This is a genomic window from Brachybacterium sp. GCM10030267 (genome assembly GCF_042666875.1).
Taxonomy (GTDB): domain Bacteria; phylum Actinomycetota; class Actinomycetes; order Actinomycetales; family Dermabacteraceae; genus Brachybacterium.
In genome coordinates, this window is the sequence record NZ_JBHTCX010000006.1 from 64,497 (window position 1) to 89,212 (window position 24,716).

The window sequence follows — 24,716 nt, forward strand, 5'->3', positions numbered from 1 at the left end:
AAGAATCTATGAAGCGTGCCCGTGAGCAGTTCTCAGGCGGACGCCTCGCGCTGCTCGGTGGCGTTCTTCGTCGCGCGCTCCGAGAATTCGGTGCACTGCTGGACGATCTGCTGGACCAGGTTGCCGAGGTCGCCCTCGAAAGCGGAGACGTACTTGTCACGGTCCTCGCCGGTCCAGTCGAACTCCGTCACGCGGCCCAGGACCTGCGTGTAGATCTGCTGCGCCTGATCTCCGGCCTGCGTGATCTCGGTAGCCATCTTCTCGACAGCTTCCGGATTCATACCCTTCTTCGCCATGATGTCCTCCATCTCGTGACTGAGTCTTTCCACCCGGGGCAGCCGACCGTCGAAGCCGAAACCGCGTCCCGCCACCTGTCCTCCAGGTGATGACTCAACTCTAGACGGGCTCCCCGGGCTTCGCGATGGGGAGCACTCCCCATGCCCCTCCCCAATTCCGCGACCGATTCTTCTGCCAGCTCAGAGCCGAGATCGCAGGAATCAGCGGCTGTGGACGGAGCAGGCGGGACGACGACGGACGCCCCGCCTCCCGATCGGGAGACGGGGCGTCCGTCGTGCAGTGGACCGGGCCGCGGACGGCACCGGACGGAGTCACTGGTTCGAGGTGGTGTCCTGCTCCTCGGCGTGCTGGGTGAGCTCCTTCGCCTTCTGGTTGTAGGCGTCGGAGAGGTTGGCCAGCGGTCCGGAGAGGAACGCGTTCCAGTCCTCGGTGAAGGAGTCGTAGTCCGGGCCGACCCAGGCAACGCCCATGATCGCGGAGGTACGGGTATCGGTGAGGTCGTTGACGACGGTGCCGGCCTCGTCGACCAGCTGCGCGGTATCGCGACCCTCGTCCGGATTCATTCCCTTGAAAGCCATGGTGTTTCCCCTTAGTGAGATCGGTGAGTTCTGTGGTCAGACGCTGATCAGTTGCTGGAGGCCTCGCGCTGCTGCTGCGCATTGGTGCGCATGCGGTTCGCGAGATCGGTGAGCCGCTGGATGGCCGCCGTGTTCGCCTGGCCGACGACGCTCTCGAACTCGGAGATGTACTTGTCGCGGTCCTCGCCGGTCCAGTCGAGGTCGGTGACGTGGCCGAGACGGCCGTCGTAGATGGACTTGAAGTTCTCGACGAGCTCGTCGACGTCGTTGGCGATGGCCTCGACGGCCTCCGGATCCATACCCTTCTTGGTCATGGTGTTCCCCTCATAGTGCGATTCTTCGGACATCAGCCAGGAGGCGGCCTCTGCGGCGCTGTGGCCGCTTCCGTGACGTTCCCCCTCGGTGATGACTTCACTCTATGGCCCGCGCCACGGAGCGTCGATGGGGAGAACTCCCCACCCGTTCCCGGCCGGCGGCCGCCCTCGCGCCGCGCACCCACGGCTCGCACGCGACGCGCGCCATCGGGGCGGGAACCATGCACCCCGCACGCTCCGCACCACCCCGTGCACACATGAAGGACCCCGGGCCTGGCGCGCAGGTCCGGGGTCGCGAGGCAGGTGCCCCATTGCTCAGTCGAGGTCCAGCTGCACCGAATCCTGGATCGAGCGGACTGTTTCGATCTCGTCCTCGGCGCTCTCGGCGCCGCAGCTGCCGACCACCTCGAGCACATCGGTGGCAACGCCTCCACGGTCGATGACGGCGTAGCGGGCAGCCTGGACCACAGTGGGCCGGCCTGGTTGCGTGTACCCGTACTCGCTGGCGATCCAGGCGGTCCCGTCCACGTCGATCTCCCCCGTGCCGAGCTCCTCGAGCTCGGGCAGCGCGGCCTTGCGCTGGTCGAGACCGGCCTTGGCCGCCTCCAGGGTGAAGTCCGGACCGAACCGCTGCACGGTGACCACGACATTGGCCCGGAACCGGCCCTCCAGGCGCGGCTGCGCGACGGCGAGCTGCACACCGGGGACCGTCAGCGTCTCCCAGTCGTCCGGCACGTCGATCGCGATCCGCGGCGGGCCGGGGAAGTCCGCGCTCGGATACGAGATTGTCTTGGCCATGAAAATGCTCCGTTTCCTCCCACCGTGACGGCGCTCAACCTATCAGGGAAGCACGAGGGCCCGAGCGGCGCATCCGCTCGGGCCCTCGTGCGCGGCCGCCTCTCGGACCTGCCGCCTCATCAGCTCGACGAGGTCGCCTCCTGCTCGGAGGCGTTGCGATCGGCGGTCTCACCCAGATCGTTCACCGAGTTCATGACCTGCTGCAGTGCGGGAACCATCTCCCCGCTCCACTGACCGCGGAAGCGCTCCGCGTCGGGCCCGGTCCAGTCCACGCTCTCGAGGCCGGAGGTCAGATCCTGTTCGATCCGCGTGATCTCCTCAGCTGCCTCGCGCAGCTGGCTGGACATCCGCCGGACCTCTTCGACATTCATACCCTGCGTGGTGTTCACGGTTCGGGTTCCCCTTCCTGAAGTCTCGCCTGCGCCCCCGATCCGGTGCACCGGCCCCTGCCGTCGTTCGACGTCCTCACTCTAGAGCGAGGACGCAGGAGGGACCATGGGGAGGAGTCCCCATGGGGATAACTCCGCGTCGGCACGGCGCCGGATCAGGCGGTGATCTGCGCGACCTGCAGCTTCATCGCGCGACCGCTGTAGACGAGGAAGCCGCGGCCGGCGGGGAAGTCCGCACGACGGATCCGCCCCAAGCTCGTTCCCAGCAGGGAGTCGCCGTCCATGTCCCCCGGCTGCAGCAGCAGACCGCGCCGGCCCGCCTTGAACGGCTGGGCGAGCACGTAGGCCTGGGACCACGACGCCGATTCGTTCTCGCCGACCACGAACTGGCCCTCCCGAGTGCACGCGCGGATCAGCTGATCGAGATCCTTCTCGACGCCGGTGCCGGTGAAGTCCGCGACGCCGTCGATGAACAGGGCCAGGCGCCCCTCCCCCACGGCTCCGGATTCGATCGTCCCGCGCAGCTGCCCGGCGAGCTCCTTGACGGTGTCCGGGTCGGAGCCCTCCACGTCCCACACCGGCAGACCCGTCAGCGGGGTGCGCCGGGACGAGAAGCGGACCAGCCGCATGGGAGAGGGCATCGCCTTCAGCCCGGTCGCGATGGTGAGCATCGCCGTGGTGCGCCCGGAGCCCATCGGTCCGGTGACCATGAAGGCGCCGCGCGGCTCGTACGTGATCTCCGAGAGCGTCTCGTCGGCCAGCCCCAGCACGGGCCGGCCCTCGACCACGGGCCGCAGGTCCGCGAACTCGACGCGCTCGGGCAGCCGCCGGATCTCGGGCGCCTCCGGCATGCCGGCGCGCCGCATGGCCTGCGCGAGCTTGCTGACCTCCCGGGATTGGATGGCCACGTTGGCATCCCCGCCGTGGACGGCGACCTGGACCTCGTGGCCCCCGAGGATGGCGCGCCCCGGAGGGGAGTTGGCATCCAGCACGTCCTTCGGCTCACCGAATCCGGCGTAGTCGTCGTCGCTGGCCATGCGGTGGATCAGGCGGCGCTGGATGGACGAGCCCAAGGAGGTGGGGATGGCGTTCGGGCGGTCGCCGGTGACGATGACGTGCACGCCCACCTGCCGGCCGTCCGTCGCGATCTGCACGAAGGCCGTGAACCACTTGGTGAGGTTGGAGTAGTCGTAGGCCTCCCGGAAGGCGGCCATGCCGTCGACCAGCAGCAGGATCCGGGGCGTGTCCGGCTTCCCGGCGAGCTCTCGATATTCGGACACCGAGCCGGCACGGACCTTCGCGAACTCCTTGGCGCGCTCATCGATCAGCTCGCGCAACGTGCGCAGCAGTCGGATGACGCGCTCCTCGTCGTCGCCCGAGACGATCGCGCCCACGTGCGGGAGCTCCTCGAGCATGGTCAGGCCGGAGGCGCCGAAGTCGAGCCCGTAGACCTGGACCGGACCGCCGCGCACGGTCGAGGCGGCCGAGATCGCGATGGTGCGCAGCGTGGTCGACTTGCCGGAGCCACCGGTGCCGTAGATGGCCATGTTGCCGTCCCGGTCCGGGTAGTAGGAGACCGTCGGCTGGGCCTGGTCCTCGGGAACGTCCATGACGCCCATCAGCAGCTCCTCGTCGGTGCGCCGGCTGGGCAGACGGGAGAGGTCGTAGGCGTCGGCGAGCTCGGACAGCCACGGTTTGCGGGGAGCAGGGACGCCGGCGGTCTCCGCTGCGGCGATGATGGTGGAGACCACGCGGGAGATGTCGTTGGGGCCGGGGTCCGTGACCTCCTTGGTGGGAGGTGCGGGGACGTCCCACTGCTCACCGGTGCCGAAATCCTTCTCGACGATGTCGATGCGGGCACGTTCGGGCTCGTCGGTGGTCCAGCCACCGGCATACCCCGACTGGAACGTCGCGATCCGCCCGGGGCCGGTCTTGGCCGCGGCGCGGCCGGGGATGCTCGGATCGAAGTGGGCGGCCATCTTGTCTCCCAGGATGTCCTTGGAGTCGGCCTCGTCGGCCATGCGCAGAGCGATGCGCAGGTTGGTGTTGGCCCGCAGGTTGTCCTTGATGACGCCGGCGGGGCGCTGGGTCGCCAGGATCAGGTGCAGGCCCAGGGAGCGGCCGCGAGCGGCGACGTCCACGACGCCGTCGACGAACTCGGGGATCTCCTTGGCCAGCGCCGCGAACTCGTCGACGATGATGATCAGGCTCGGCGGGGTCTCCGGGTCACCGGTGCGTTCGAGGGAGACCAGGTCCTTGGCCTTCTTCCGGTTCAGCAGGTGCTCGCGATACTGCAGCTCGGCGCGCAGGGAGGTCAGGGCGCGGCGGACCAGGTGCTGGGAGAGGTCGGTGACCAGGCCCACCGCGTGCGGGAGGGCGATGGCGTCGGCGAAGGCGGCGCCGCCCTTGTAGTCCACGAACAGGAAGGTCACGCGGTCGGGGCTGTGCGCCGTGGCCATGCCCAGCACCCAGGCCTGGAGGAACTCCGACTTGCCGGCACCGGTGGTGCCGCCGACGAGGGCGTGGGGACCGTTGGTGCGCAGATCGAGGTGGAAGGCGTCCTGGCCGTTGTGACCGATGAGTCCGCGCAGATTCGCGTCGTGCTTGCGCCGCTGCGGCTCGGAGCCGTCACGCGGGGTCAGGGAGTTGTTCTCCTTCCACCGCTCGATGATGTAGTTCGGCTCCTCGGCCATCTGCATCCCACCGAGCTTGAGATACGAGATGGAGCGCGGCAGGTCGGAGTCGTCGTCGATCGGCACGCCGGCGTCGACCACCGGGGAGAGGTGCCGGGCCACGCCCGAGGCCACCTCGATCGAGACCGTCTCGACGGTGACCGGGTAGAACCGCTCCCCCACCCGGACGTGCCCGGCGCTCGCGCCCTCGACGGTCTCCTCCACGGAGACGTACGTGCGGCAGGCGGCCGGCAGCGCCGCCACGTTGGAGGCGCTCCAGATCACGTGGACGCCTACATCCGGGCCGCGTTCGGCGATGCGCACCAGGCGGGCGCGATCGACCGGGGCGTCGTCCTCGATGATCACCGCCAGGTTCGGCGCGACCGGCTCGGGCGGGACGGGCGGGTCCTGCGTGATGTCCGGGGTCATCGGAGTGCGCAGCGCCGCCGGAGCGTCCCCGGCGCGCTGTTCGATGAGCTCCTCGATGCGGGAGAGCAGCGAGGTGCCGCGGCCGGGGGTGTCGGCCAGATGGTCGCCGGGCAGCGGGGAATGCGGGCTCGAGGTGTGCGGCAGCCACTTCAGCCAGTGCCACATCTCGCGGCTGGAGCGGGAGGTGATCGCGGCGATCGCCATCTCCGCCGGCGAGTGCAGGGAGAACATCTGGGTCACCAGGCCGCGAGCCACACCGTCGGCCTCGTCCCCTCCGCCGGCCACCCCGATGTTGCCCGCGTAGCGGAGCTCGGCGACGATCGGCACCCCGGCGATCATCTTGTACTCCTCGTGCATGTCATCGAGCATGTCGTAGTACTTGGGGATGGCGTCGTTCTCCCCCGGCATCTCGATGCCCACCCGCGACTCGGCGATCCCCAGGCCCAGGCGCACCGTGGCGAAGGCGTTGTGCTCGGGGCGGTGGGTCCACAGCAGCCGCCCCAGCCGGAAGGCCGCATCGACCGTGTCGGCCGCGGACGGAGCTTCGACCAGGCGCACGGCCCGCTCGAGGTCCTGCGCGGCCGTGACCCGGCGTTTGAGGGCGGCCAGACCGTCCTCGAAGTTCTTGATCTGCTGTTCGAGCTGCTTCTTCTGCTGGAACTTGCGGTTCAGATACCCGGCCGTGGCCATCATCGGCATCATGAACACGAACATCAGCGAGAACGGGCTGCGAGTCAGCGAGAACATGAAGGCGCCCATGAGGATCGGGGCGAACATCATGAAGATGGGGAAGAACTGCGGGGTCGGTTCCTTGGGCGGCGTGGGCGCCTTCAGCGGCCGATAGGGGAACCGCGGCACCACGCGCGGGGAGCGGTTGAACTCGACGACCGGCGAGCTGGGGGTGGTTCCTCCCAGCCGGTGCAGGGCGATCACCGAGAACGTGGTCTGGCCGATCAGGACGGTGTCGGCCGGACCGATCACGGCGCGCTGGACCTGCTCGCCGCCGATGACCACGCCGTTGGAGGAGTGCAGGTCGACGATCTCGATGGAGTCGCCGACGTTGATGCGGGCGTGGCGCTTCGAGAGCATGGGGTCGGCGATGCGGATGTCGAGGTCGCCTTCGCGGCCGACGACGCTCGAGCCGCTGGGCAACGGATACTCCCGACCTGCCTCCGGACCGGAAAGCACGCGCATGAGAGCGACCGCCGCGCCGCGGGACTCGGAGCGGGTGGCGTATTCGGACGAGGAGCGGGCGATGGAGACCACACTGCCGGAGCGCAGGCCGGCCTGGATCAGATCGATCTCGCGGTCCAGGGACCGCACGCCGTTCGCGCCCGGGCCGGCGCCGGGATCCTGGACCTGCAGCGTGAGGCCTTCCGGAGCCTCGACCTCGCTGCGCAGCGGGTCCGCGAGATACAGCGCGCGCGCCACGTCGGCCACGGTGGCCGTGGCGTCGGCCGTCACCTCGAGGTCCGTCAGCCGGTCTTCGGGCCTGCGCAGAGTGAGTTTGATGCGCATAGGTGTCTCTCCCCCTGGCGGGCGCCTCGCCCGCCGTCCGGATCAGCCTCGAGGGCGATCCGATCCGTCGTTGCTAGTCCTCATCCACCTCGTGCGACCGGTCCAGCAGCGGCAGGTCGTCGGTGGTGACGAGCCGGGAGAACACCGCGTGCTCGACCAGCCTCGCACGACGGTTGCTCGCGAGCTTCCCCGGACCACCGCGCAGCCCGCGCACGCCGAGCCGGTCGAGCTTGTCGCAGACGTTGTCGAGCTTGCGGTTGAACTTCGTCAGCTGCCAGCCGAGGCGCTTGGACGCCTGCGCGGACGTCGGCACGGAGCTCATCCCGGAGGAGCCCTCGCGAGTGAGCATGGGCTCGGACAGGGCGAGGACCAGCAGCTTCTGACTGGGAGTGAGCTGCACCGAGCCCACGGTCGTCTCCCCCGCCGGGTCGTCGGGCCCGGCGGTGCGCTCGAACTCGGGGGACTCGGCGTGGATGGAGAGGTCGTAGGTCGTCGGGCCCGCGGTGAACACGACCCGGGTCTCATCGAAGACGAGCGGGATGCGGGCCCCGGGCGCGAGCCACGCCTGCATGGAGCCGGAACCATCCGTGATCGTGGCCGACAGCCGCGAGCCGATATTGACCAGCCACCACATGGACTCGACCTGGACGATCGAGAGGAAGCGCCGATGGAGGAACGGGTTCTCGTCGTCGACGCTGAGATCGGCCTCGCGTCCGATCGTCATCTCCTCGCCCTCGGCGACCCGGAACCATTCGCCGCAGAACTCGACCGAAATCGTCGACGCCATCGTCACTCATCCCCTCTCTCGCGGCGCTCGCCACGTCGTGTCCACTCGCCCATGTCCGCCACCGCGGCATTCTGTTCCCGCTGGTCCCCGGCCATCAGTGCACCGTACCCGTCAGCCCCCATCGAGACAGGCCTCCACCCACTTGCTCGCCGGGCCGTTGGTGTCGACGGTCTGCACCTCGACGCAGCGATCCGGGAGTCCGGGCGGGATCTCGACCACGTGCGACGTGCGCCCGAAGACTTCCTGGGCGGCGGCATAGCGCTCGTAGTTGCTGGGCATGTCCTTCCACCGCACCTTGAAGAGCTGGCCCTCGCGGAAGTTCTCCGGTGCCTCCCAGGCCACCCGGGCGCGCCCGGTGACGCTGCCCTCCTCGGGAGCGATGATCTCGACCGTGGGGTCCTGCGGCGGCCCGGGCGGCTCCGCGGCCCCCGTGGCCACATTGATGTCGGAGGTGGGGGCCGCTTCGGGTGGCTCCACCACGAACATCCGCACCGCGAGGGTGGCGCCCACTCCGAGCACGATGATCAGCACGGCGGCGAGGGTGACGAACGGCCAGGCCGGCGTCTTCCGCTGCTCGGGGGGACGCTGCTCGTTCGCCTCGGGGGGCGCGGCCGACCCGCCTGACGCGAGCGCCGCCCCGGCCGGCCGCAGCATGGTCGACTCCCCCTCCGATTCAACGGCGGAGGCGGTCGCCGGCGTCCCGACCGGCTGAGCCGACGGCGCAACGTGGGCGGGGGCCACTCCGGCGTACGGGTCCAGCGGCCGCTTGCGCTCGTGCGAGGCAGGCCCGCCGGAGTCCGGGTCGACGGTGGCGACCTTCCGGATCCGAGTATGCATGTCCAGCTCGTCATCCTCGGAGCCGTGCGTGGAATGCGTGCCGCGGTCGTCGAGCACGTCCATCTGGGTGACCGGCAGCGAGAGGGAGAGCTCCACCTGCTGCAGCCCGCGGCCGAAGGCCAGAGCGGTGTCGTAACGACTGGCCGGGTCCTTGGCCATCGCGATCGAGAGCACGCGGTTCAGCTCGGGCGGGATGTCGGGCCGGTTCAGCGGAGGCAGCGGCTCGGAGGTGATGCGGTGGATGAGATCGGAGGCGGAGTTGCGCTGCCCTCTCAGCTCGAACGGGGTCTGTCCCGCCAGCAGCGAGTACACGGTCGCGGCCAGCGAGAACACGTCGCTGCGCACGTCGGCGCGCGGAGGGTCGGCGAAGAACTCCGGCGGGGACCACGGGATCGACATGCCCTGCGAATCATCGACATCGTGCCCCTGTCCGGTCGCTATGGAGATGCCGAAGTCGGTCAATGCCGGCCGGTTGTAGTCGGTGACCAGGATGTTCGCCGGTTTGATGTCGCGATGGAGGATGCCGGCACGATGGGCGGTCTCCACAGCGCCAGCGATCTGGACTCCGACGCGCAGCGCTTCGGCGACGGTGATGCGCTCCTTGCGGAAACGGACCCCGTAGTTGGGCCGCGGGCAGTACTCCATGACGATGTAGGGCCGGTGGTCGTCGGAGACCTCGGCCTGATGGATCGTCACGATCGAGGGGTGCGTGGACATCTGCGCCATGACGTTCGCCTCGGCGTCGAACTGCCGCCGCACCGTGTCGTCCAGCACGTTCGAGAGGAGGACCTTGATCGCGACCCGTCGCTGCGGGCGGGACTGGCGATACAGGAAGACGTCGGCGAAGCCTCCGGAGCCGAGCAGCTGCTCGTACTCGTATCCGGGAAGGCCGGGCGGCGGCGAGGGCGGTCTCGGACTCATACCCGCTCCCTCATCAGCAGATGCACGCCATCACCGAGATCGAGCCGGTCCCCATCGTGCAGGACGACGCCTTCGCGCGGCCGCAGACGCACCGGGTCCGTCCCGGCGCGGTGCAGCGTCGTCCCGTTGGTCGCTCCCAGGTCGAGTGCGACCACGTGCCATCCCTCGAGCCGGAGTTCGAGGTGGGAGCGGGAGATGTCCTGCTGGGGGCTCGGCACGGTGATCAGCTGCGGGACGTCGTTGCCGCTGACCCGGGAGGCGCGCGGCCGGCGGCCGATGATGGCGGTGCGGTCCAGCACGAACCTCTCGCCCGTGGAGGACTCCACGACCCCGAGCGGAGGCCGGGCCACCGTGCGGGTCGCTCCCTGCAGAGGGGCCCCGCAGGCCCGGCACTGCGAGCGCTCCGGAGGATTGGCATGCCCGTTCTGGCAGACCAGGCCCGGCAGCGCCACGGCCCCTCCGGCAGGATGGCCGGGGCCGGCGGTCGGGGCGCCGGGCGCCGCGGGCGTGGCCGGCGGGGCGCTGCCCGGCGGCGGCGCCGGTGGCCGCGGGCGGCCGGCTCCCGCTCCGGCGGGCTGCGCTGTCGGAGCGCCCGGGGCGTGCGACGAGGGTGCGGAAGCACCGGGAGCCGGCGGCTGCTGGGACGGGTAGGCACCGCGGTGGTGAGAACCCGGGCTGGGCGCGGAGTATCCGGGCGGCCCGGCGTATCCGGCGTGCCTGGGGTCACCGGCCGCCGGCGCCCCGCTCATCGGTGCGCCCGGGAATCCGACCTGGTGCCCGGCCGCGGCCGGGTCGACGGGCGCGTTGCCGTACTGAGGTCCGGCGCCCTGCGGCGGGGAGGGGTATCCGACCTGCTGCCCTGCGTACCCGCCGCTGCCCTGTCCCCCGTAGCCGGGGGCCGGGGCCGACGGGTTCTGGGTTCTGTGGTCGTCCGGCCGGACCGCCGCGGGGCGGGATCCGGTCTGTGGAGCGGGCGGCCGCTCTGCCATCTGCACCTGCGGATATGCGGGCTCGGGCCGCGGCTTCTCGGTGGCACGACGAGCCGCGGCCTGCGCGATCTCGGGTGCCGTGCGGCCCACTCCGGGGACCCAGTCGATGAAGTCGCCGTGGCTGTCGGTCGCGGGCTCCGGGGCAGCCGGTTCCGGTTCGCCGTTCAGCTCGTCGTCCTCGGGCTCGGCAGTGGTCGGCGACTGCGCCGGCTCCTCAGCGAGAGCTGCCGGGTCCTCGCTCGCCGCGGCCTCGTCGTCCTCGTCCTCCTCGGATCTCCGCACGGCCGCGTCCTCGATCCGACGGAATACCGTCTTGCCGAACAGGTCGTCGTAGGCTCCGGTGTTCTCCAGATCAGGTGGTGGCGAGACGGCCGCCGGGCGCGGCCGTGGAGCATTCGGAGAGGCTGCGGGCTCGTCGTCCTCCGGCCCCTCGCCGTCGTCGATCGGCGCGATCTGGGTGGGCGGGGATTCGAACTCGTCGTCATCGGGCGGCTCGGGGGTCGGGATCGAGCTCGACGGGTCCGGCGCGATCGTGACGTCGGAGGGGTCCGTGCCGACGGACGAGCCGGGGTTCTCGAGGCGCTCAGGGGCGTCGGGGGCCGATGGTGCCGGAGCGGACACCTCGGGACTCGGATCCGGCGGGCCGGCGGCAGAGGACTGCTGGGGCTCCGCGCCGGCGGGACGACTGCTGCGTCGCTTCCGGTCGAAGAGCGACGTGCTCACGAGGCGGCGGCGACCCGCCTCGGCACTCTCCGCACTCCGGGGAGCCGGAGCAGGGTCGGCCGGTGCGGCGGGAGCAGCCGCGGAGGTCGTCGAGGCCTCTGCCGGCTCGGCCGGAGAGCTCGGGGCGGCCTCCTCGGAGACCGGCTCTGCCGGCTCGCTCGGGGCCGGGGCCGCTGGGGGCCCCGGCGCCTCCGGCTCGGGCTTCTTGTCGGCGAAGAGATCGTCGAACATGTTCGGGCCGCTGTCGGCCGGTTCGGAGGCGGCGGAGGCCGCTGGTGTCGCGCCGCCGGAGACCGACGGCGGCATCTCCCCGGGCTTGCGGGTCGCCATCATCGGTCTCCGGTCCGAGGAGCCGGAGGAGCCCGATGAGCTGGTGCTGCTCGCAGCCGGTTGCGGGGCCGGCTTGGGGCGCTCGGCGCGGCGCTTCCTGGCCTCGGGGTCCTCGATGGACCTCCCGTCGTTCTCGACCTGCTCGGCGAGCGCCGCGCGGGCGTCCTCGTCCAGTTCTGCGGGGTCCACGGTCACGTGCACGAATCCCCGCACCCGGGCGATACCTGCCGCGACGCGCGGCGCGCCCACCGATTCCTCGGCGGGAAGGTCGCCGAAGGCGGTGCGGCGCACATCCTCGAGGGTCTTCAGCACGAAGGGTTCCTCGTCGGTCCCGGCGATCTGGATGGAGCCCTCCGGGGTGTAGACCGCGATCGGAGTCTTCCCCTTCACGCCGAACGTCCCCGTCGTGCCGTCGAGGAAACCGAACAGGATCGCGGTCAGCTTGTCCGCGCTCTCGAGCTCCGCCGCCTCGACCAGCTTGTCGAGGAACTCCTCAGGGGCCGGGTTCTCGCCGAGCACGGTCCATGCGGCCTCGGTGACCTCCTTCCGGAGCCCCGGGACCAGCACCACCCAGCCGGCCTCGCGTACGACGAGGGTGGCGGGGCCCTGCTGGGTCCACGTCCCGGGCCCGAGCAGAGTCGTCTTCTCGTCCTCCTCGCTCATCCCCTCTCGCCTCCCTCACCCGGGATGGCCCGGGGCAAGGTGTCCTCGTCGACCTCGAACTCCTCAGCGGGCGTGGCGACGTCGGCGGCGGAGGGCCGGGGCCCCGGCGCCGCCCCCACCACCTCGACGGCCTCGACGATGACCACGCTGACGTTGTCCCGACCGCCGCTGTCGAGCGCGAGGCGCACCAGGTCCTCGCTGAGCGTGCGCACGTCCGAGGGCGCGCGCAGCATCCGTTCGATCGTGGCGTCCTCGACCTCGCCGGTCAGGCCGTCGGAGCAGATCAGCATCCTGTCCCCGGCCTCTGCCGGGATCAGCCAGTAATCGGGCTCCGACTCCGGCCCGGCGCCCAGCGCGCGGGTAACCATGTGACGGTAGGGGTGCACGCGGGCCTCATCGATGCTGAGCTCTCCGCGGTCCATGAGTTCCTGGACCACGGAGTGATCGACGCTGACCTGTTCGAAGATCTCCCCGGAGAGTCGGTACACCCGAGAATCGCCGAGGTTGAGGACGACCCAGTACCCGATCCCGTCGAGCACCATCGTGGCCACGACCGCGACGGTCGTCCCGGCCCCGAGCGTGGTCTCCCCGCCGAGTTCACCGATCCTCTCGGCGGCGGTGCGCAAGGCGTCACCGAGCTGCTCGACGGTGACGTTCTCCTGGATCGTGAGCTTCTCGAACTCCTCGACCGCGATAGCGCTGGCCACCTCGCCGGCATTGTGACCTCCCATGCCGTCCGCGACCAGGTAGATCGGCGGCGCATTGAGAACGCCGTCCTCGTTGGTCGCGCGGACGTGGCCCACGTGCGTCACGGCCGCCGAGACGGCCCGGATCGTGCCCTGGATGTCCGGATCCGACAGAGACCGGTCGATCACTGCTCCCTCTCCACGGACAGGGTCCTATCCCCCAGCGTGACCTTGGCCCCGGCAGGCAGGACGGTCGGGGTGTTGGGGACGAGGTGCTCGCGGGAACCGTCCTCGCGCAGGATGGTCGATCCGTTCGTCGACCCGAGATCGGTGACGGTGATCTCCTCGCCGGTGCCGTCGGCACGGAGGTGGGTCTTGGAAACCGAGCGGGTGTCGTCCTTCAGGACGAACAGCACCTCTCCGCCCGCGGCCGTGGGATTGCGCCCGATCACGACGGCCCTGTCCACCACCCGATCGGTGCCGGTGTCATCGGTCAGACGGAGCTTCCTCGCCGGCGGCAGCGAGGCCACGGAGACCCGGGTCTGCTCGAGATCCTCCAGCGGCTCATCCGGCGCGGTCATCCGAGTCCGCTCGTCGACCTCGCCATCGCCGGGGTCCCAGGCGTCCGCGGTGAGCTCGCTCGGAGCAGGGACCGGCTCCGCAGCAGCATCGGGGTGATGCTGCGGCTCGGGCGGCTGTGCGCTGCCGGGAGCCGGCGGGGCGGCGGCGGCCGGTGCCGGCGGGGCAGCTGCCGCAGGCGGCGGGCTCCACAGCTGGGGCGCCTGCGTCTCGGGATGCTGCGGCTCGTCCCACGATGAGGGCTGCGGCTGCTGCGGTGCCGGCACCTGCTGAGCAGGGGGCGGGGGCGCCCATCCGCTGTCCTCGCTCTGCTGCGGCGCAGCGGACTGGTTCTCCCATGACGCCGGCGGCGGGGAGGACCAGGGAGAAGCGGAGACCTGGGGCTCCGAGGCGGAGGAGCCCGACGGGGCGGGCGGCGCGTACGGGCTCTCGGCCTGTGGCTGCGCGGCCCACGCGCCGGAGGACGACGGGTGCGCCGCGGCCGATGCGCCGGTCCCCTGGGCCTGGGCGTTTCCCCTCCATGCCGCACCGGGCTCGGCCAGGAGGTTCTCGTGGGCGTCGACGTGCACCGAGGAAGCCCCGAGGTAATGCTCGGCCCCGGGCCGTTCGAAGTCGTCGGGTCGCGGCGTGAAGGGATTGCGGCCGGCCTTGATGTCGACCACCACGGAATCGACCGCCCGGTCGTGGAAGCCCCTCAGCACCTTGCGCGGATCCAGGAAGATCGACAGCGCCATGACCGGCCAGATGATGCCGTACAGGAACCAGCGACCCAGCGCGCGCAGGAAACCGATCGGCCCACCCTCGCTGTATCGGGTGATGCGCAGCCCGAGAATGAGCTTGCCGAGACTGATGCCCTTCGCACCGGACAGCCAGATCATCAGCACGGCATAGGCGGCGGGAAGAGCGGCGCCGACTCCGATGAGGATCTGCGGCAGCAGGGTGATGGGGTCCTGGATCAGCAGCAGGATCACGCCGATCAGGAACGGGACCAGCACCACCAGGGCGATCGCGGCATCGATCAGCGCCGCGAGAAAGCGCTTCAGGGGCGTCGCGGGCGCGCAGCCGTCCAGGGGTGGGCCCAGTTCAGGGCTGTTCGGCTCCTCGGGCGCCGGCACGGAGCCCGGTGACCCCGGCCCGCTCGGCTGGCTGAACGATGCGCCGGGACCGCTCTGGTTCATCGGTGGCTGAGTGACCATCACCTGATCGTACTGTTCCTGGGAGCGAAGTGCCGTCGCGCCCGGCTGCTTCGGCTCGAGGGCGTCGCGCGAGATCAGTTCGATCCCTTCCTCCTCCGGCTCCTCCGATTCGCGACCGCCAAGGTCGCGTGAACGGGGCTTGGGGGGCTGTGACCATGCCCCTGGGGCGTCCGTCGCCCGCCGCTCGTACGGCGACGCCTGATAGCGGGCCCCGCACTCGCCGCAGATCGCGGCGCCTTCCATCAGCAGAGTCCCGCAGGTGCTGCAATAACGCGTCTGGTTCATCGGGACGGGCCCCTCCTCGGCGACTTCTTCGCGGCGCTGGTGGACATGCCCCGCAGCGTGCCGCGTGAGGACCGACGACGCATCGCCTCGGTGCGACGCCGCGCCTTCTCACGGGCGCGTTCGGCGGCGCGGGTGCGCTTGCGATCGCTGCGGCGATCCGCCGATCTCCTGCGGAAGGAGCGCAGCGACACCGCCGCGAACATCCGCTTGTACCACGGCACGGCGGCAGACATGGTACGCCGGGCCGCCATCACGTGGGACCAGTACTCCTCGGCCGCCGCGTCCGGCAGGTCGTCGGGCCCGAACACGGCGCGGTCGGCCCGACCGGCCAGGGTCAGCGCCCCCATGGCCGGGGTCGCCGCCTCCAGGCGCGCCGCAGTCTCCGCCCGGGTCATCATCGGGTCAGGCCTCTGACCGAGGTCCGTCATCAGGTCGAGGATCTCCTGCCAGCCGCCGTCGATGCGTTGGGGCAGTGGCCCGCGGCTGCGCCGTCGGCCGCGCCGAACGGCCTTCGCCACGATGATGGCCGCCAGCGCCATCCCGATCACGAGCGGGACCAGACCGGCTCCGACGTACACGGCCCAGGAGACGGTCTCGTCCTGGGGGTCCTCCTCGTCGTCGGTGTCATCACTCATCGCGCCGGGCGGGGGGCTCGGCGGCTCGGCGGGCGGAGGCGGGGGCTGAGCGACCTGAGGCAGGGGCTTCTCGACCTCCTTGGGTTCGGGCTGGGTCGGCTCGTCGTCCTCGTCCGGGGCAGGGTCGAAACGCACCCACCCGAGTCCGTCGAAGGCGACCTCGACCCACGCGGTGACGTCCCCACCCGTGATGGAGACGGTCCCCTCCTCGCCCTCGGGAACCTCGAATCCCATGACCACGCGCGCCGGGATGTCGATCGAACGCGCCATCACCGCGGTCAGGGCCGCGAACTGCTCCTCGTCGCCGATGCGCCCCAGCGGTTGTGCGTCCGCCTGCTCCTCGTCGAAGCTGGGCTCCTCGAGCATCGCGAGCAGCCGGCTCACGCCGTGCCCGGACAGTGAGGCGGTGTCGTCGTCCAGGCCGTGCGAGAAGTAGGCGTCGGTCTTGATCGACCGCGACAGGTTCTGGAACTTCTCGTAGTCCGAGCCCGGCTCGCCGGCCCATTCCTCGGCGAGCGCGCTGATCTCGTCGACCCTGCTGTTCTCCGGCAGGTCGACATCAGCGAATCGAGCCGTGCGCGTCTCCTCGGTGGTCGGCTCGGTGTACGGCTCGTAGCGCAGGTCATAGGTGTCGCCCTCACGCAGCCCGACGGCGTTGACCGCGGTCTGCGACTTCTCGTTGAGATAGAGGTTCTCAGCTGTCACGCCCGCTCTCTCGGGCGGCAGATCGCCGAGATCGATACGGTCGGTGCGCGCGCCCAGCGTGGGCAGCCAGACCCCTGTGTACGCCCCGATGGTGACGGTCGAGGTCCGTTGCTGCTCGCTGGGGTCGTGAAGGTTCACGCCGCCTGCAGTGCGCAGGAATGCACCCGAGGCGGTGTTCTTCTCCTGGCTGCCGGCGACCTCGTAGACGTGCAGGTCATACTTGTCCATCGTGGCCAGGCGGACGTGCTCGCCGCTGGTCACTCCCGAGATCGTGAACAGCTCCTCCTCGCGCTGGTCCTTGAGATAGCCGCGGAACTGCGTCAACGGGGAGACGTATTCGCGCGGGTCGAACGGCGGGGTCATCTGGTCCCGCTGGGCGTATCGCGTCGTCCCCTCGGGCGGATCCAGCAACGAATGCGCACCGAAGGCGGCGGCGCCCGCGATCGCCATGATGACGGCACCTCCGATCACGCGGCGGCGCAGCACGGGGTTCTGCCAGGAGCCGGGCCGGACGGTGTCGGAGATGATGGTGGACTGCGCACTGTCCAGGCGGCCGCTCTCGAAACGCCAGGTCAACCAGGCCACGGAGATGATCGCGAACAGGACCCCGCGCACAAGGGGCAGGAAGGCCTCGTGGGTGCCGAAGAGGACCGACAGCAGCGTCAGTGCGAGGGGGAACAGCCACGCGAGGACGTAGCGGCGGGTACGCATGACGATGGTCATCGACAGCAGCGTCAGCAGCAGCATGCTGATCCAGACCACGGCGAGCACGCCCTGCGCGGATCCGACGGGCGGGGCCACGGTCAGGGCGGACTTCCAGCTGGTCACGGGGGCGAACAGCAATTCTTTCAGCGAGCCGAGGGAGGTGATGATTCCCCAGATCGCCCGGGTGGGAGCCGCGAACATGGAGCCGAACAGGAAGTACACCACCAGCAGCAGCGGGGTGATCCGCAGCGGCCCCCACCGCCAGCGGGCGCCGATCAGCGCGATCAGGGTGGCCAGCGCGAGCGCCATGATCCCGGTCAGGATGTACTGCACCCCGCCGTAGACGTGCTGGAAGCCCAACAGGCCCAGGACGAACAGGGCGGCCAGGACGACGATGTCCGTGGCGCGGCGAGGGGTCGACACGGACGCGAAGTAGGTGGCGCGGGGATCGGTGGCGGTCATCGACCCACCGCCCGCAATGCTCGGGCCAGCGTGTCCAGGCTCCCGACGGTGACCACGTCGAGGCCCCCGATCGCGGACCGGCGCACCTCGGCGTCGTCCACGCACCGGATCGCCACGGCCATCACGCCGATCGGAAGCTGGTTCGCGGCCGAGTTCAGCTCCCGTGCCGTCGTGTGGGAGCCGACCACCATCATCACCGCCGAGGCGTTGGGGGCCAGATCCGCCGCCTTCTGCCCAAGCTCATGCAGGGCGAGCTGCCCACCGAGCTGGTCGATGACCGTGTAATCGTCCATCAGCTGGCGGAAGCTGCCGGTGCGCTGACGCCTGTCGAAGGAGAAGGGAGTCAGCTCCTTCTCCTCCCGCAGGGTCTGGGCCGAGATGGAGGCGGCCGCGGAGACGGCGAGCTCGAACTCCCCCTCGGTGGCGTAGTGCTCGGCGAGGTTGTCCAGTGCCACGGCCACGTGGGAACGGCGGGTCTCCTCGAACTGGCGGACCATCAGCTTGCCGGTGCGGGCGGTGGTGCGCCAGTGGACATGGCGCCGGTCATCGCCGGGCGCGTAGTCGCGCAGCGCGTGGAAGGCGATGTCGGAGCTGGAGAGATCCGAGGAGGGGGTGCCTTCCAGGTCGCGGAGGAAGCCGCTGGCGGCCTTGTCCAGTCGCACCGTGCGGGGATGGACGTACAGCTCCTGCGACCGGGCCCAGGTGACCTGGCGGCGCATCAGCGAGAGCGGATCGTCGCGGACCGAACGCACCGGCCCCACCACGAGCACGGCACGACGCTTGGTGGGCACGGCGAACAGCTCCTCGTGAGCGGCGTCGGCGGCCAGCCGCGGCACCATGAACTGGGCGGTGGCGGAACCGACCGCCAGTTCGATGCGCGAGGGCAGGATGGTGCGCTGGGTGGGGTTCGCGACCTCGACGCGACCGACGGCGCGCGTACCGACCACCACCCGGTGCGTCTGGAGATCGAGCGTGACCCGATACGAGGCCCGGCCCAGGACGAACAGCGCCGCGACCACCAGAGGCACTGTGAGGGCGAGAGCTACCACGTTCAGTTCGGTCACGTGCAGCCAGAGGCCGACGATCCAGCAGAATGCAGCGACCGCGAGGACCGCCCACCCGATCGGCGAGACGACGTCGAGGACCGGATGGATGCGCCGCATCCACAGCTCGGCGCCCCGATCGCGCCATGCGGCGAGTCCGGTGCTGGAGGCGGCCCCGTCCTCGCCGCCGGGGCTCACCGCGTCGTCGGCCGACGGGGCTCCCGCCCCGGCGGTGCCGTGGCGAGCGGCCCTGGTCTGCTTGCGCCGCCGGCGCGCTTCGGCTCGGGCCTCGGCCCTGGCCGTGGCGCGGCGTCGCTTCGCCTCCGCCTTGGCGACCTCGGCCTCGGCGGTATCGGTGGGGAGGGGCGTCTCGGGGCTCATGCGGACTGCTGACGCGCCTGCGGAGGCGCCACCTCGCTGAGGATCTTGGTCATCACGGACTTGGCGGTGGTGCCGGCGAACTCGGCCTCGGGATCGAGGACGAAACGGTGGAGCCACACGTGCTCGACGAGGTGCTTGACGTCGTCCGGGATGACGTAGTGGCGTCCGCTGACCGCCGCCCAGACCTTGACCACGCGCATCAGGGCGAGCGCGCCGCGGATGGACACGCCGACGCGTACCTCGGGAGCCATCCGCGTCTCCTCCATCAGGCGGGAGACGTACTCCAGGACCGCCGGGTCCACGTGCACCGTGGCCGCGAGCTCGGTCATGTCGTTGACGGCCTGCAGGGAGATCCGGGGAGTGAGGTGGCTGCTGCGATCGCGCAGCGCGGATCCCTGGAGGATCTGCACGCTCGAGGCATGGTCCGGGTATCCGATCGAGGTCTTCATCAGGAAGCGGTCCAGCTGCGCCTCGGGAAGCCGATAGGTGCCGGCCTGCTCGATGGGGTTCTGGGTGGCGATCACCATGAAGGGGTTGCCCACCTCGTGGGTCACGCCGTCCACCGTGACCCGACCTTCTTCCATGACCTCGAGCATCGCCGACTGGGTCTTCGGGGAGGCGCGGTTGATCTCGTCGGCCAGGACGACGTTCGCGAACACCGGTCCCTTGTGGAACTCGAAGGACTTCGTGTTCTGGTCGTAGATCGTCACGCCCGTGACGTCCGAGGGCAGGAGGTCCGGAGTGAACTGGATGCGGGTACTGGTGCCCTGCACGGTGGCAGCGATCGACCGCGCCAGTGACGTCTTGCCGGTGCCGGGAGCGTCCTCGAGCAGCACGTGGCCGGGAGCCATCATGGCGGTCAGTACGAGGCGGACCACCTCGTTCTTGCCGAGAACGGCCTGGCCGACGCTCTGGACGAGCTTGTCGAACGTCTCGGCGAACCAGCGGGCCTGTTCGGGGGTCATGCTCATGTCAGGGGCGATGCTCTCTGCTCGGAGGGGTGGGCGGCTCTCACGTGGTCAGGATTCGTCCGGTGGTCCCGCGCCGGGCTCGAGGCCAGCGGCGCGAAGAGGACCGGGAGCACGGCGCTCGCGGGGGCGCCGTGATGCCGCCGCAGCCGCGTCACTCCAGCGGTGACCGACATGATGGATCCCCCCGAACACGATCGTGGTCGACTCGCCGTGCGCATGGTGACCCCCGGCCGTCCTGACGGGTAACGCCCGCGGGCGGGCCGCCCCTGGCGCGCGCACGACGGTCACAGGGTACTCGTCCGGAGTTGCCCATGCCACGAGGGACCGCTCCAGCGCGATCAGTCGGGAATTTCAGGGCACCGACCCTGGGGGCGGGTCACGCGCGGCTCACCGCCGGCGCTGGACCAGGGTCCGGGTGAACTCCGTGAGCGCCTCGCGAACCGGTCCGTCGGGAAGCTCAGCCAGAATGGCGACGGCCTCGTCAGCTGTGCGACGGGCCAAGTCGCGGGTCTCCTCCAGTGCCTGGTCCTCGCGCAGCATGGCGACCAGCTCGCGCAGCGCGTCGTCGCTGCTGATATCCCCGTCCAACCGGGCCACGATCTCGCGGCTGCGCGGGTCCGCCGCCTCCGCGGCACGGCGACGGATCAGCAGGGTGGGCATGGTCGGCACGCCCTCGCGCAGATCGATGCCGGGGGTCTTCCCGCTGGTCTCGCCATCACTGGCGAGGTCGAGGGCATCGTCGGCGAGCTGGAAAGCCACACCGACCTTCTCCCCGTAACGCCGCATCACGTCACCGGCTCCCTCGGGGGCACCGGCCAGCAGAGCCCCGAGCTGACCGGCCAGAGCGAGCAGCGAGGCCGTCTTGTCGGAGAGCACCGAGATGTAGTGCTCGAACGGGTCGTCGGACGGAGTCGGCCCGACGGTCTCGTGGAGCTGACCGAGGCACAGTCGTTCGAAGGTCTCCGAGTGGAGCCGGACCGCCTCGGCGCCTATACGCGCGCTGAGGGCGCTGGCCCGGGCGAACAGGAAGTCGCCGGTGAGGATGGCGACGTTGTTCCCCCAGAGCGCGTGGGCGCTGTCGGTGCCGCGGCGGGTGGGCGCGGAGTCCATCACGTCGTCGTGATAGAGGCTCGCCAGATGCGTCAGCTCCACCAGCACCGCGGCATCGAGCACGCCGTCGCGGTCGATATCGCCGAGGGAGGCGGCGAGCAGGACGAGCATCGGGCGGACGCGCTTGCCGCCGGCATCCATCAGGTGGCGAGCCGTCCACCGGGCGATGTCATCGGAGGTGGCCACGGACTCACGCAGCTCGCTCTCCACGGACGCGAGGCGCTCGGCGACGCGCGAGGCGAGCTGCTCATCGATGTCGGGCACGACCGGCAGCGAGGACGGCATGGCTCTCCTGGGGCTGGGCGAGGGCGGCGCCTGGGACGCCTTCCCCCGACACGGACATCGGGCGGGTCGGCGGCGGTCGACGCTGCCGAGCATGCGCCGGCCACTGAAGGAACACAACACGCACGCGGCCACCAAGTCTACCCGCGCGAGCCCGCGCCGCCCTGTGGGGTCGGTCCCGGCGTGACGGGGAGAACGCCCAGCGGCCGCTCGCCGGGCGGACGGGCCTGTTCTGCCCGGTGCACGCGGCGCTGGGGCGGAGCCTTCCGTGCCGGTTCCCCGAGTACCTGGGACCGCCTCCCTCGCGCCCGCATCCCGGGATCGCCGATCTGCGCTGGGCCGGTTGTTTTCGGGCGCGAAAAAAGGGAGTGGGAGGAGCGAAACCCCTTGTTCAAGGGGTCTCCAGCTCACTCCCACTCCCAGTGAAGATGTCCGGCGGCGACCTACTCTCCCACACCCTCGCGAGTGCAGTACCATCGGCGCAATCGAGCTTAGCTTCCGGGTTCGGAATNGGATCGGCCGATGCCGTCGCCGCCCGGAACCGCTGCGGGGGCGCAGCCCCCACGCGTCCGCACCCCTTGCCGGGAACACCCGGGTCTGCCCGCTCCGTCCACGCCGCGCCGATCTGCGCTGGGGCCGGTTGTTTTCGGGCGCGAAAAAAAAGGGAGTGGGAGGAGCGAAACCCCCTTGTTCAAGGGGTCTCCAGCTCACTCCCACTCCCAGTGAAGATGTCCGGCGGCGACCTACTCTCCCACACCCTCGCGAGTGCAGTACCATCGGCGCAATCGAGCTTAGCTTCCGGGTTCGGAATGGAACCGGGCGTTTCCTCGACGCTATGACCGCCGTAACACGACGAGACCGAACCAGCCCACCCACACACCCCACCAAACCGGGGCACATGGCGGGGTTGTCTCTTCAGAACCACACAGTGGACGCGAACACAGCAAACAACCAAAAAATGTGTTGATAAGTCATCGGCCATTAGTACCAGTCAGCTCCACACGTTGCCGTGCTTCCACATCTGGCCTATCAACCCAGTCATCTACTGGGGGCCTCTCACACAAAAGTGTATGGATATCTCATCTTGAAGCAGGCTTCCCGCTTAGATGCTTTCAGCGGTTATCCCTTCCCGACGTAGCCAACCAGCCATGCTCTTGGCAGAACAACTGGCACACCAGAGGTCAGTCCATCCCGGTCCTCTCGTACTAGGGACAGGACTTCTCAAATATCCAACGCGCGCAGCGGATAGGGACCGAACTGTCTCACGACGTTCTAAACCCAGCTCGCGTACCGCTTTAATAGGCGAACAGCCTAACCCTTGGGACCAACTCCAGCCCCAGGATGCGACGAGCCGACATCGAGGTGCCAAACCATGCCGTCGATATGAGCTCTTGGGCAAGATCAGCCTGTTATCCCCGGGGTACCTTTTATCCGTTGAGCGACACCCATTCCACAATGAGGTGCCGGATCACTAGTTCCTGCTTTCGCACCTGCCCGACATGTCTGTCTCGCAGTCAAGCTCCCTTGTGCACTTACACTCAACACCTGATTGCCAACCAGGCTGAGGGAACCTTTGAGCGCCTCCGTTACTCTTTAGGAGGCAACCGCCCCAGTTAAACTACCCATCAGACACTGTCCCTGATCCGGATCACGGACCGAGGTTAGGAATCCAGAACGACCAGAGTGGTATTTCAACAATGACTCCACACTCACTGGCGTGAATGCTTCCCAGTCTCCCACCTATCCTACACAAGCCGTCCCGAACACCAATATCAAACTGTAGTAAAGGTCCCGGGGTCTTTCCGTCCTGCTGCGCGTAACGAGCATCTTTACTCGTAATGCAATTTCGCCGAGTTCGTGGTTGAGACAGTGGAGAAGTCGTTACGCCATTCGTGCAGGTCGGAACTTACCCGACAAGGAATTTCGCTACCTTAGGATGGTTATAGTTACCACCGCCGTTTACTGGGGCTTAAATTCTCAGCTTCGATCCGAAGATCTAACCGGTCCTCTTAACCTTCCAGCACCGGGCAGGCGTCAGTCCGTATACAGCGTTTTACAACTTCGCACGGACCTGTGTTTTTAGTAAACAGTCGCTTCTCCCTGGTCTCTGCGGCCCTCAAGGCTCTCACCTCTCGGGCCCCCCTTCTCCCGAAGTTACGGGGGCATTTTGCCGAGTTCCTTAACCACGATTCTCTCGAACGCCTCGGTATTCTCTACCTGATCACCTGAGTCGGTTTCGGGTACGGGCGACCGTATTCGTCACGCCGGAACTTTTCTAGGCAGTACAGGATCACTCACCTTCGCCCCTACGGGATCCCCATCACGTCTCACCCAATACGGCACCGCATTACCGGTGCTCGGGCTGCTCGTTTGGACGGACTATTCCATTAAGTCCGCGGAAGCTACCTCTCTGCGTCATCCCCTGCGCTGACCTACTACAGCCTTGGTTCCCAGCCTCACCATCAGCCACACCCCGAAGGGCATGGCGACAGCTCGGGTGGTTAGCATCAGCTGCCTCGGTATGGGTCCTCCTACGATCGGTTCGGGAATATCAACCCGATGTCCATCGACTACGCCTGTCGGCCTCGCCTTAGGTCCCGACTAACCCAGGGCGGATAAACCTGGCCCTGGAACCCTTGATCAATCGGCGGACGGGTTTCTCACCCGTCTTTCGCTACTCATGCCTGCATTCTCACTCGTACAGCCTCCACCACTGGGTCACCCCGCGGCTTCGCAGTCTGTACGACGCTCCCCTACCCATCCAGACATACATCTGAATGACACAGCTTCGGCGGTGTGCTTGAGCCCCGCTAAATTGTCGGCGCAGAATCACTTGACCAGTGAGCTATTACGCACTCTTTCAAGGGTGGCTGCTTCTAAGCCAACCTCCTGGTTGTCTAAGCAACTCCACATCCTTTTCCACTTAGCACACGCTTAGGGGCCTTAGCTGATGTTCTGGGCTGTTTCCCTCTCGACCATGAAGCTTATCCCCCACAGTCTCACTGCTGCGCTCTCACGTACCGGCATTCGGAGTTTGGCTAAGGTCAGTAACCCGGTGGGGCCCATCGCCTATCCAGTGCTCTACCTCCGGCACGAAACACGCAACGCTGCACCTAAATGCATTTCGGGGAGAACCAGCTATCACGAAGTTTGATTGGCCTTTCACCCCTATCCACAGGTCATCCCCTCCATTTTCAACTGAAGTGGGTTCGCGCCTCCACGCGGTCTTACCCGCGCTTCACACTGCCCATGGATAGATCACTTCGCTTCGGGTCTAGAGCCGGCGACTGAACGCCCCGTTCAGACTCGCTTTCGCTACGGCTACCCCACACGGGTTAACCTCGCCACCGACCACTAACTCGCAGGCTCATTCTTCAAAAGGCACGCCGTCACCCCAAAAGGCTCCGACGGCTTGTAGGCACACGGTTTCA

15 protein-coding genes and 3 rRNA genes are annotated in these 24,716 nt (G+C 68.9%); all 18 read right to left on the minus strand.

What is annotated here, in order from left to right:
- Positions 1 to 32 precede the first annotated feature (32 nt).
- Positions 33 to 296, minus strand: coding sequence for a hypothetical protein (locus tag ACFQS2_RS05145; protein WP_377019884.1), 264 nt, complete (start codon positions 294 to 296; stop codon positions 33 to 35).
- A 312-nt stretch (positions 297 to 608) separates the two neighbouring features.
- Entirely contained in the window at positions 609 to 875 is a 267-nt protein-coding gene (locus tag ACFQS2_RS05150; RefSeq protein ID WP_377019886.1) for a hypothetical protein, read from the minus strand.
- Positions 876 to 922: 47 nt separating this feature from the next.
- A complete protein-coding gene (locus ACFQS2_RS05155) occupies positions 923 to 1,189 on the minus strand; it encodes a hypothetical protein (protein WP_377792929.1) in 267 nt (88 codons plus the stop codon).
- Positions 1,190 to 1,504: 315 nt separating this feature from the next.
- The gene (locus tag ACFQS2_RS05160; RefSeq protein ID WP_377792930.1) at positions 1,505 to 1,987 is read right to left on the minus strand and encodes a hypothetical protein; all 483 of its coding nucleotides are present in this window, start codon (positions 1,985 to 1,987) and stop codon (positions 1,505 to 1,507) included.
- Between the two features lie 119 nt (positions 1,988 to 2,106).
- The gene (locus ACFQS2_RS05165) at positions 2,107 to 2,376 is read right to left on the minus strand and encodes a WXG100 family type VII secretion target (protein ID WP_377019889.1); all 270 of its coding nucleotides are present in this window, start codon (positions 2,374 to 2,376) and stop codon (positions 2,107 to 2,109) included.
- A gap of 155 nt (positions 2,377 to 2,531) precedes the next feature.
- A complete protein-coding gene (locus ACFQS2_RS05170) occupies positions 2,532 to 6,995 on the minus strand; it encodes an FtsK/SpoIIIE domain-containing protein (protein ID WP_377792931.1) in 4,464 nt (1,487 codons plus the stop codon).
- A 73-nt stretch (positions 6,996 to 7,068) separates the two neighbouring features.
- Positions 7,069 to 7,782 carry a hypothetical protein gene (locus ACFQS2_RS05175; protein WP_377792932.1) on the minus strand — a complete coding sequence of 238 codons (714 nt, stop codon included), beginning with the start codon at positions 7,780 to 7,782 and terminating at the stop codon, positions 7,069 to 7,071.
- Positions 7,783 to 7,893: 111 nt separating this feature from the next.
- Positions 7,894 to 9,540 (minus strand): protein kinase, encoded by a 1,647-nt coding sequence (locus ACFQS2_RS05180; RefSeq protein ID WP_377792933.1) that lies wholly within the window; start codon positions 9,538 to 9,540, stop codon positions 7,894 to 7,896.
- Entirely contained in the window at positions 9,537 to 12,245 is a 2,709-nt protein-coding gene (locus tag ACFQS2_RS05185; RefSeq protein ID WP_377792934.1) for an FHA domain-containing protein, read from the minus strand. The genes ACFQS2_RS05180 and ACFQS2_RS05185 overlap by 4 nt, the downstream gene beginning before the upstream one ends.
- A complete protein-coding gene (locus ACFQS2_RS05190) occupies positions 12,242 to 13,120 on the minus strand; it encodes a PP2C family protein-serine/threonine phosphatase (RefSeq protein ID WP_377019896.1) in 879 nt (292 codons plus the stop codon). The genes ACFQS2_RS05185 and ACFQS2_RS05190 overlap by 4 nt, the downstream gene beginning before the upstream one ends.
- Entirely contained in the window at positions 13,117 to 14,706 is a 1,590-nt protein-coding gene (locus tag ACFQS2_RS05195; protein WP_377792935.1) for an RDD family protein, read from the minus strand. The genes ACFQS2_RS05190 and ACFQS2_RS05195 overlap by 4 nt, the downstream gene beginning before the upstream one ends.
- Before the next feature lie 281 nt (positions 14,707 to 14,987).
- A complete protein-coding gene (locus tag ACFQS2_RS05200) occupies positions 14,988 to 17,498 on the minus strand; it encodes a transglutaminase family protein (RefSeq protein ID WP_377792936.1) in 2,511 nt (836 codons plus the stop codon).
- Positions 17,495 to 18,922 (minus strand): DUF58 domain-containing protein, encoded by a 1,428-nt coding sequence (locus ACFQS2_RS05205; RefSeq protein ID WP_377019901.1) that lies wholly within the window; start codon positions 18,920 to 18,922, stop codon positions 17,495 to 17,497. Before ACFQS2_RS05205 ends, ACFQS2_RS05200 begins: the two co-directional genes overlap by 4 nt.
- Positions 18,919 to 19,893 carry an AAA family ATPase gene (locus ACFQS2_RS05210; protein ID WP_377019902.1) on the minus strand — a complete coding sequence of 325 codons (975 nt, stop codon included), beginning with the start codon at positions 19,891 to 19,893 and terminating at the stop codon, positions 18,919 to 18,921. The genes ACFQS2_RS05205 and ACFQS2_RS05210 overlap by 4 nt, the downstream gene beginning before the upstream one ends.
- 387 nt (positions 19,894 to 20,280) lie before the next feature.
- A complete protein-coding gene (locus ACFQS2_RS05215) occupies positions 20,281 to 21,288 on the minus strand; it encodes a polyprenyl synthetase family protein (protein ID WP_377792937.1) in 1,008 nt (335 codons plus the stop codon).
- A 427-nt stretch (positions 21,289 to 21,715) separates the two neighbouring features.
- Positions 21,716 to 21,824: ribosomal RNA gene (rrf, locus tag ACFQS2_RS05220) — 5S ribosomal RNA — on the minus strand.
- A gap of 191 nt (positions 21,825 to 22,015) precedes the next feature.
- Positions 22,016 to 22,132, minus strand: a 5S ribosomal RNA gene (gene rrf / locus ACFQS2_RS05225).
- Between the two features lie 115 nt (positions 22,133 to 22,247).
- Positions 22,248 to 24,716: ribosomal RNA gene (locus ACFQS2_RS05230) — 23S ribosomal RNA — on the minus strand; the annotation flags it as partial.

Excerpts from the sequence above, each read along its gene's own strand:
- ACFQS2_RS05145 (WP_377019884.1), bottom strand. The coding sequence starts at position 296 with ATGGCGAAGAAGGGTATGAATCCGGAAGCTGTCGAGAAGATGGCTACC.
- ACFQS2_RS05150 (WP_377019886.1), bottom strand. The coding sequence starts at position 875 with ATGGCTTTCAAGGGAATGAATCCGGACGAGGGTCGCGATACCGCGCAG.
- ACFQS2_RS05155 (WP_377792929.1), bottom strand. The coding sequence starts at position 1,189 with ATGACCAAGAAGGGTATGGATCCGGAGGCCGTCGAGGCCATCGCCAAC.
- ACFQS2_RS05160 (WP_377792930.1), bottom strand. The coding sequence starts at position 1,987 with ATGGCCAAGACAATCTCGTATCCGAGCGCGGACTTCCCCGGCCCGCCG.
- ACFQS2_RS05170 (WP_377792931.1), bottom strand. The coding sequence starts at position 6,995 with ATGCGCATCAAACTCACTCTGCGCAGGCCCGAAGACCGGCTGACGGAC.
- ACFQS2_RS05175 (WP_377792932.1), bottom strand. The coding sequence starts at position 7,782 with ATGGCGTCGACGATTTCGGTCGAGTTCTGCGGCGAATGGTTCCGGGTC.
- ACFQS2_RS05180 (WP_377792933.1), bottom strand. The coding sequence starts at position 9,540 with ATGAGTCCGAGACCGCCCTCGCCGCCGCCCGGCCTTCCCGGATACGAG.
- ACFQS2_RS05185 (WP_377792934.1), bottom strand. The coding sequence starts at position 12,245 with ATGAGCGAGGAGGACGAGAAGACGACTCTGCTCGGGCCCGGGACGTGG.
- ACFQS2_RS05195 (WP_377792935.1), bottom strand. The coding sequence starts at position 14,706 with ATGGTCACTCAGCCACCGATGAACCAGAGCGGTCCCGGCGCATCGTTC.
- ACFQS2_RS05200 (WP_377792936.1), bottom strand. The coding sequence starts at position 17,498 with ATGACCGCCACCGATCCCCGCGCCACCTACTTCGCGTCCGTGTCGACC.
- ACFQS2_RS05205 (WP_377019901.1), bottom strand. The coding sequence starts at position 18,922 with ATGAGCCCCGAGACGCCCCTCCCCACCGATACCGCCGAGGCCGAGGTC.
- ACFQS2_RS05210 (WP_377019902.1), bottom strand. The coding sequence starts at position 19,893 with ATGAGCATGACCCCCGAACAGGCCCGCTGGTTCGCCGAGACGTTCGAC.
- ACFQS2_RS05215 (WP_377792937.1), bottom strand. The coding sequence starts at position 21,288 with ATGCCGTCCTCGCTGCCGGTCGTGCCCGACATCGATGAGCAGCTCGCC.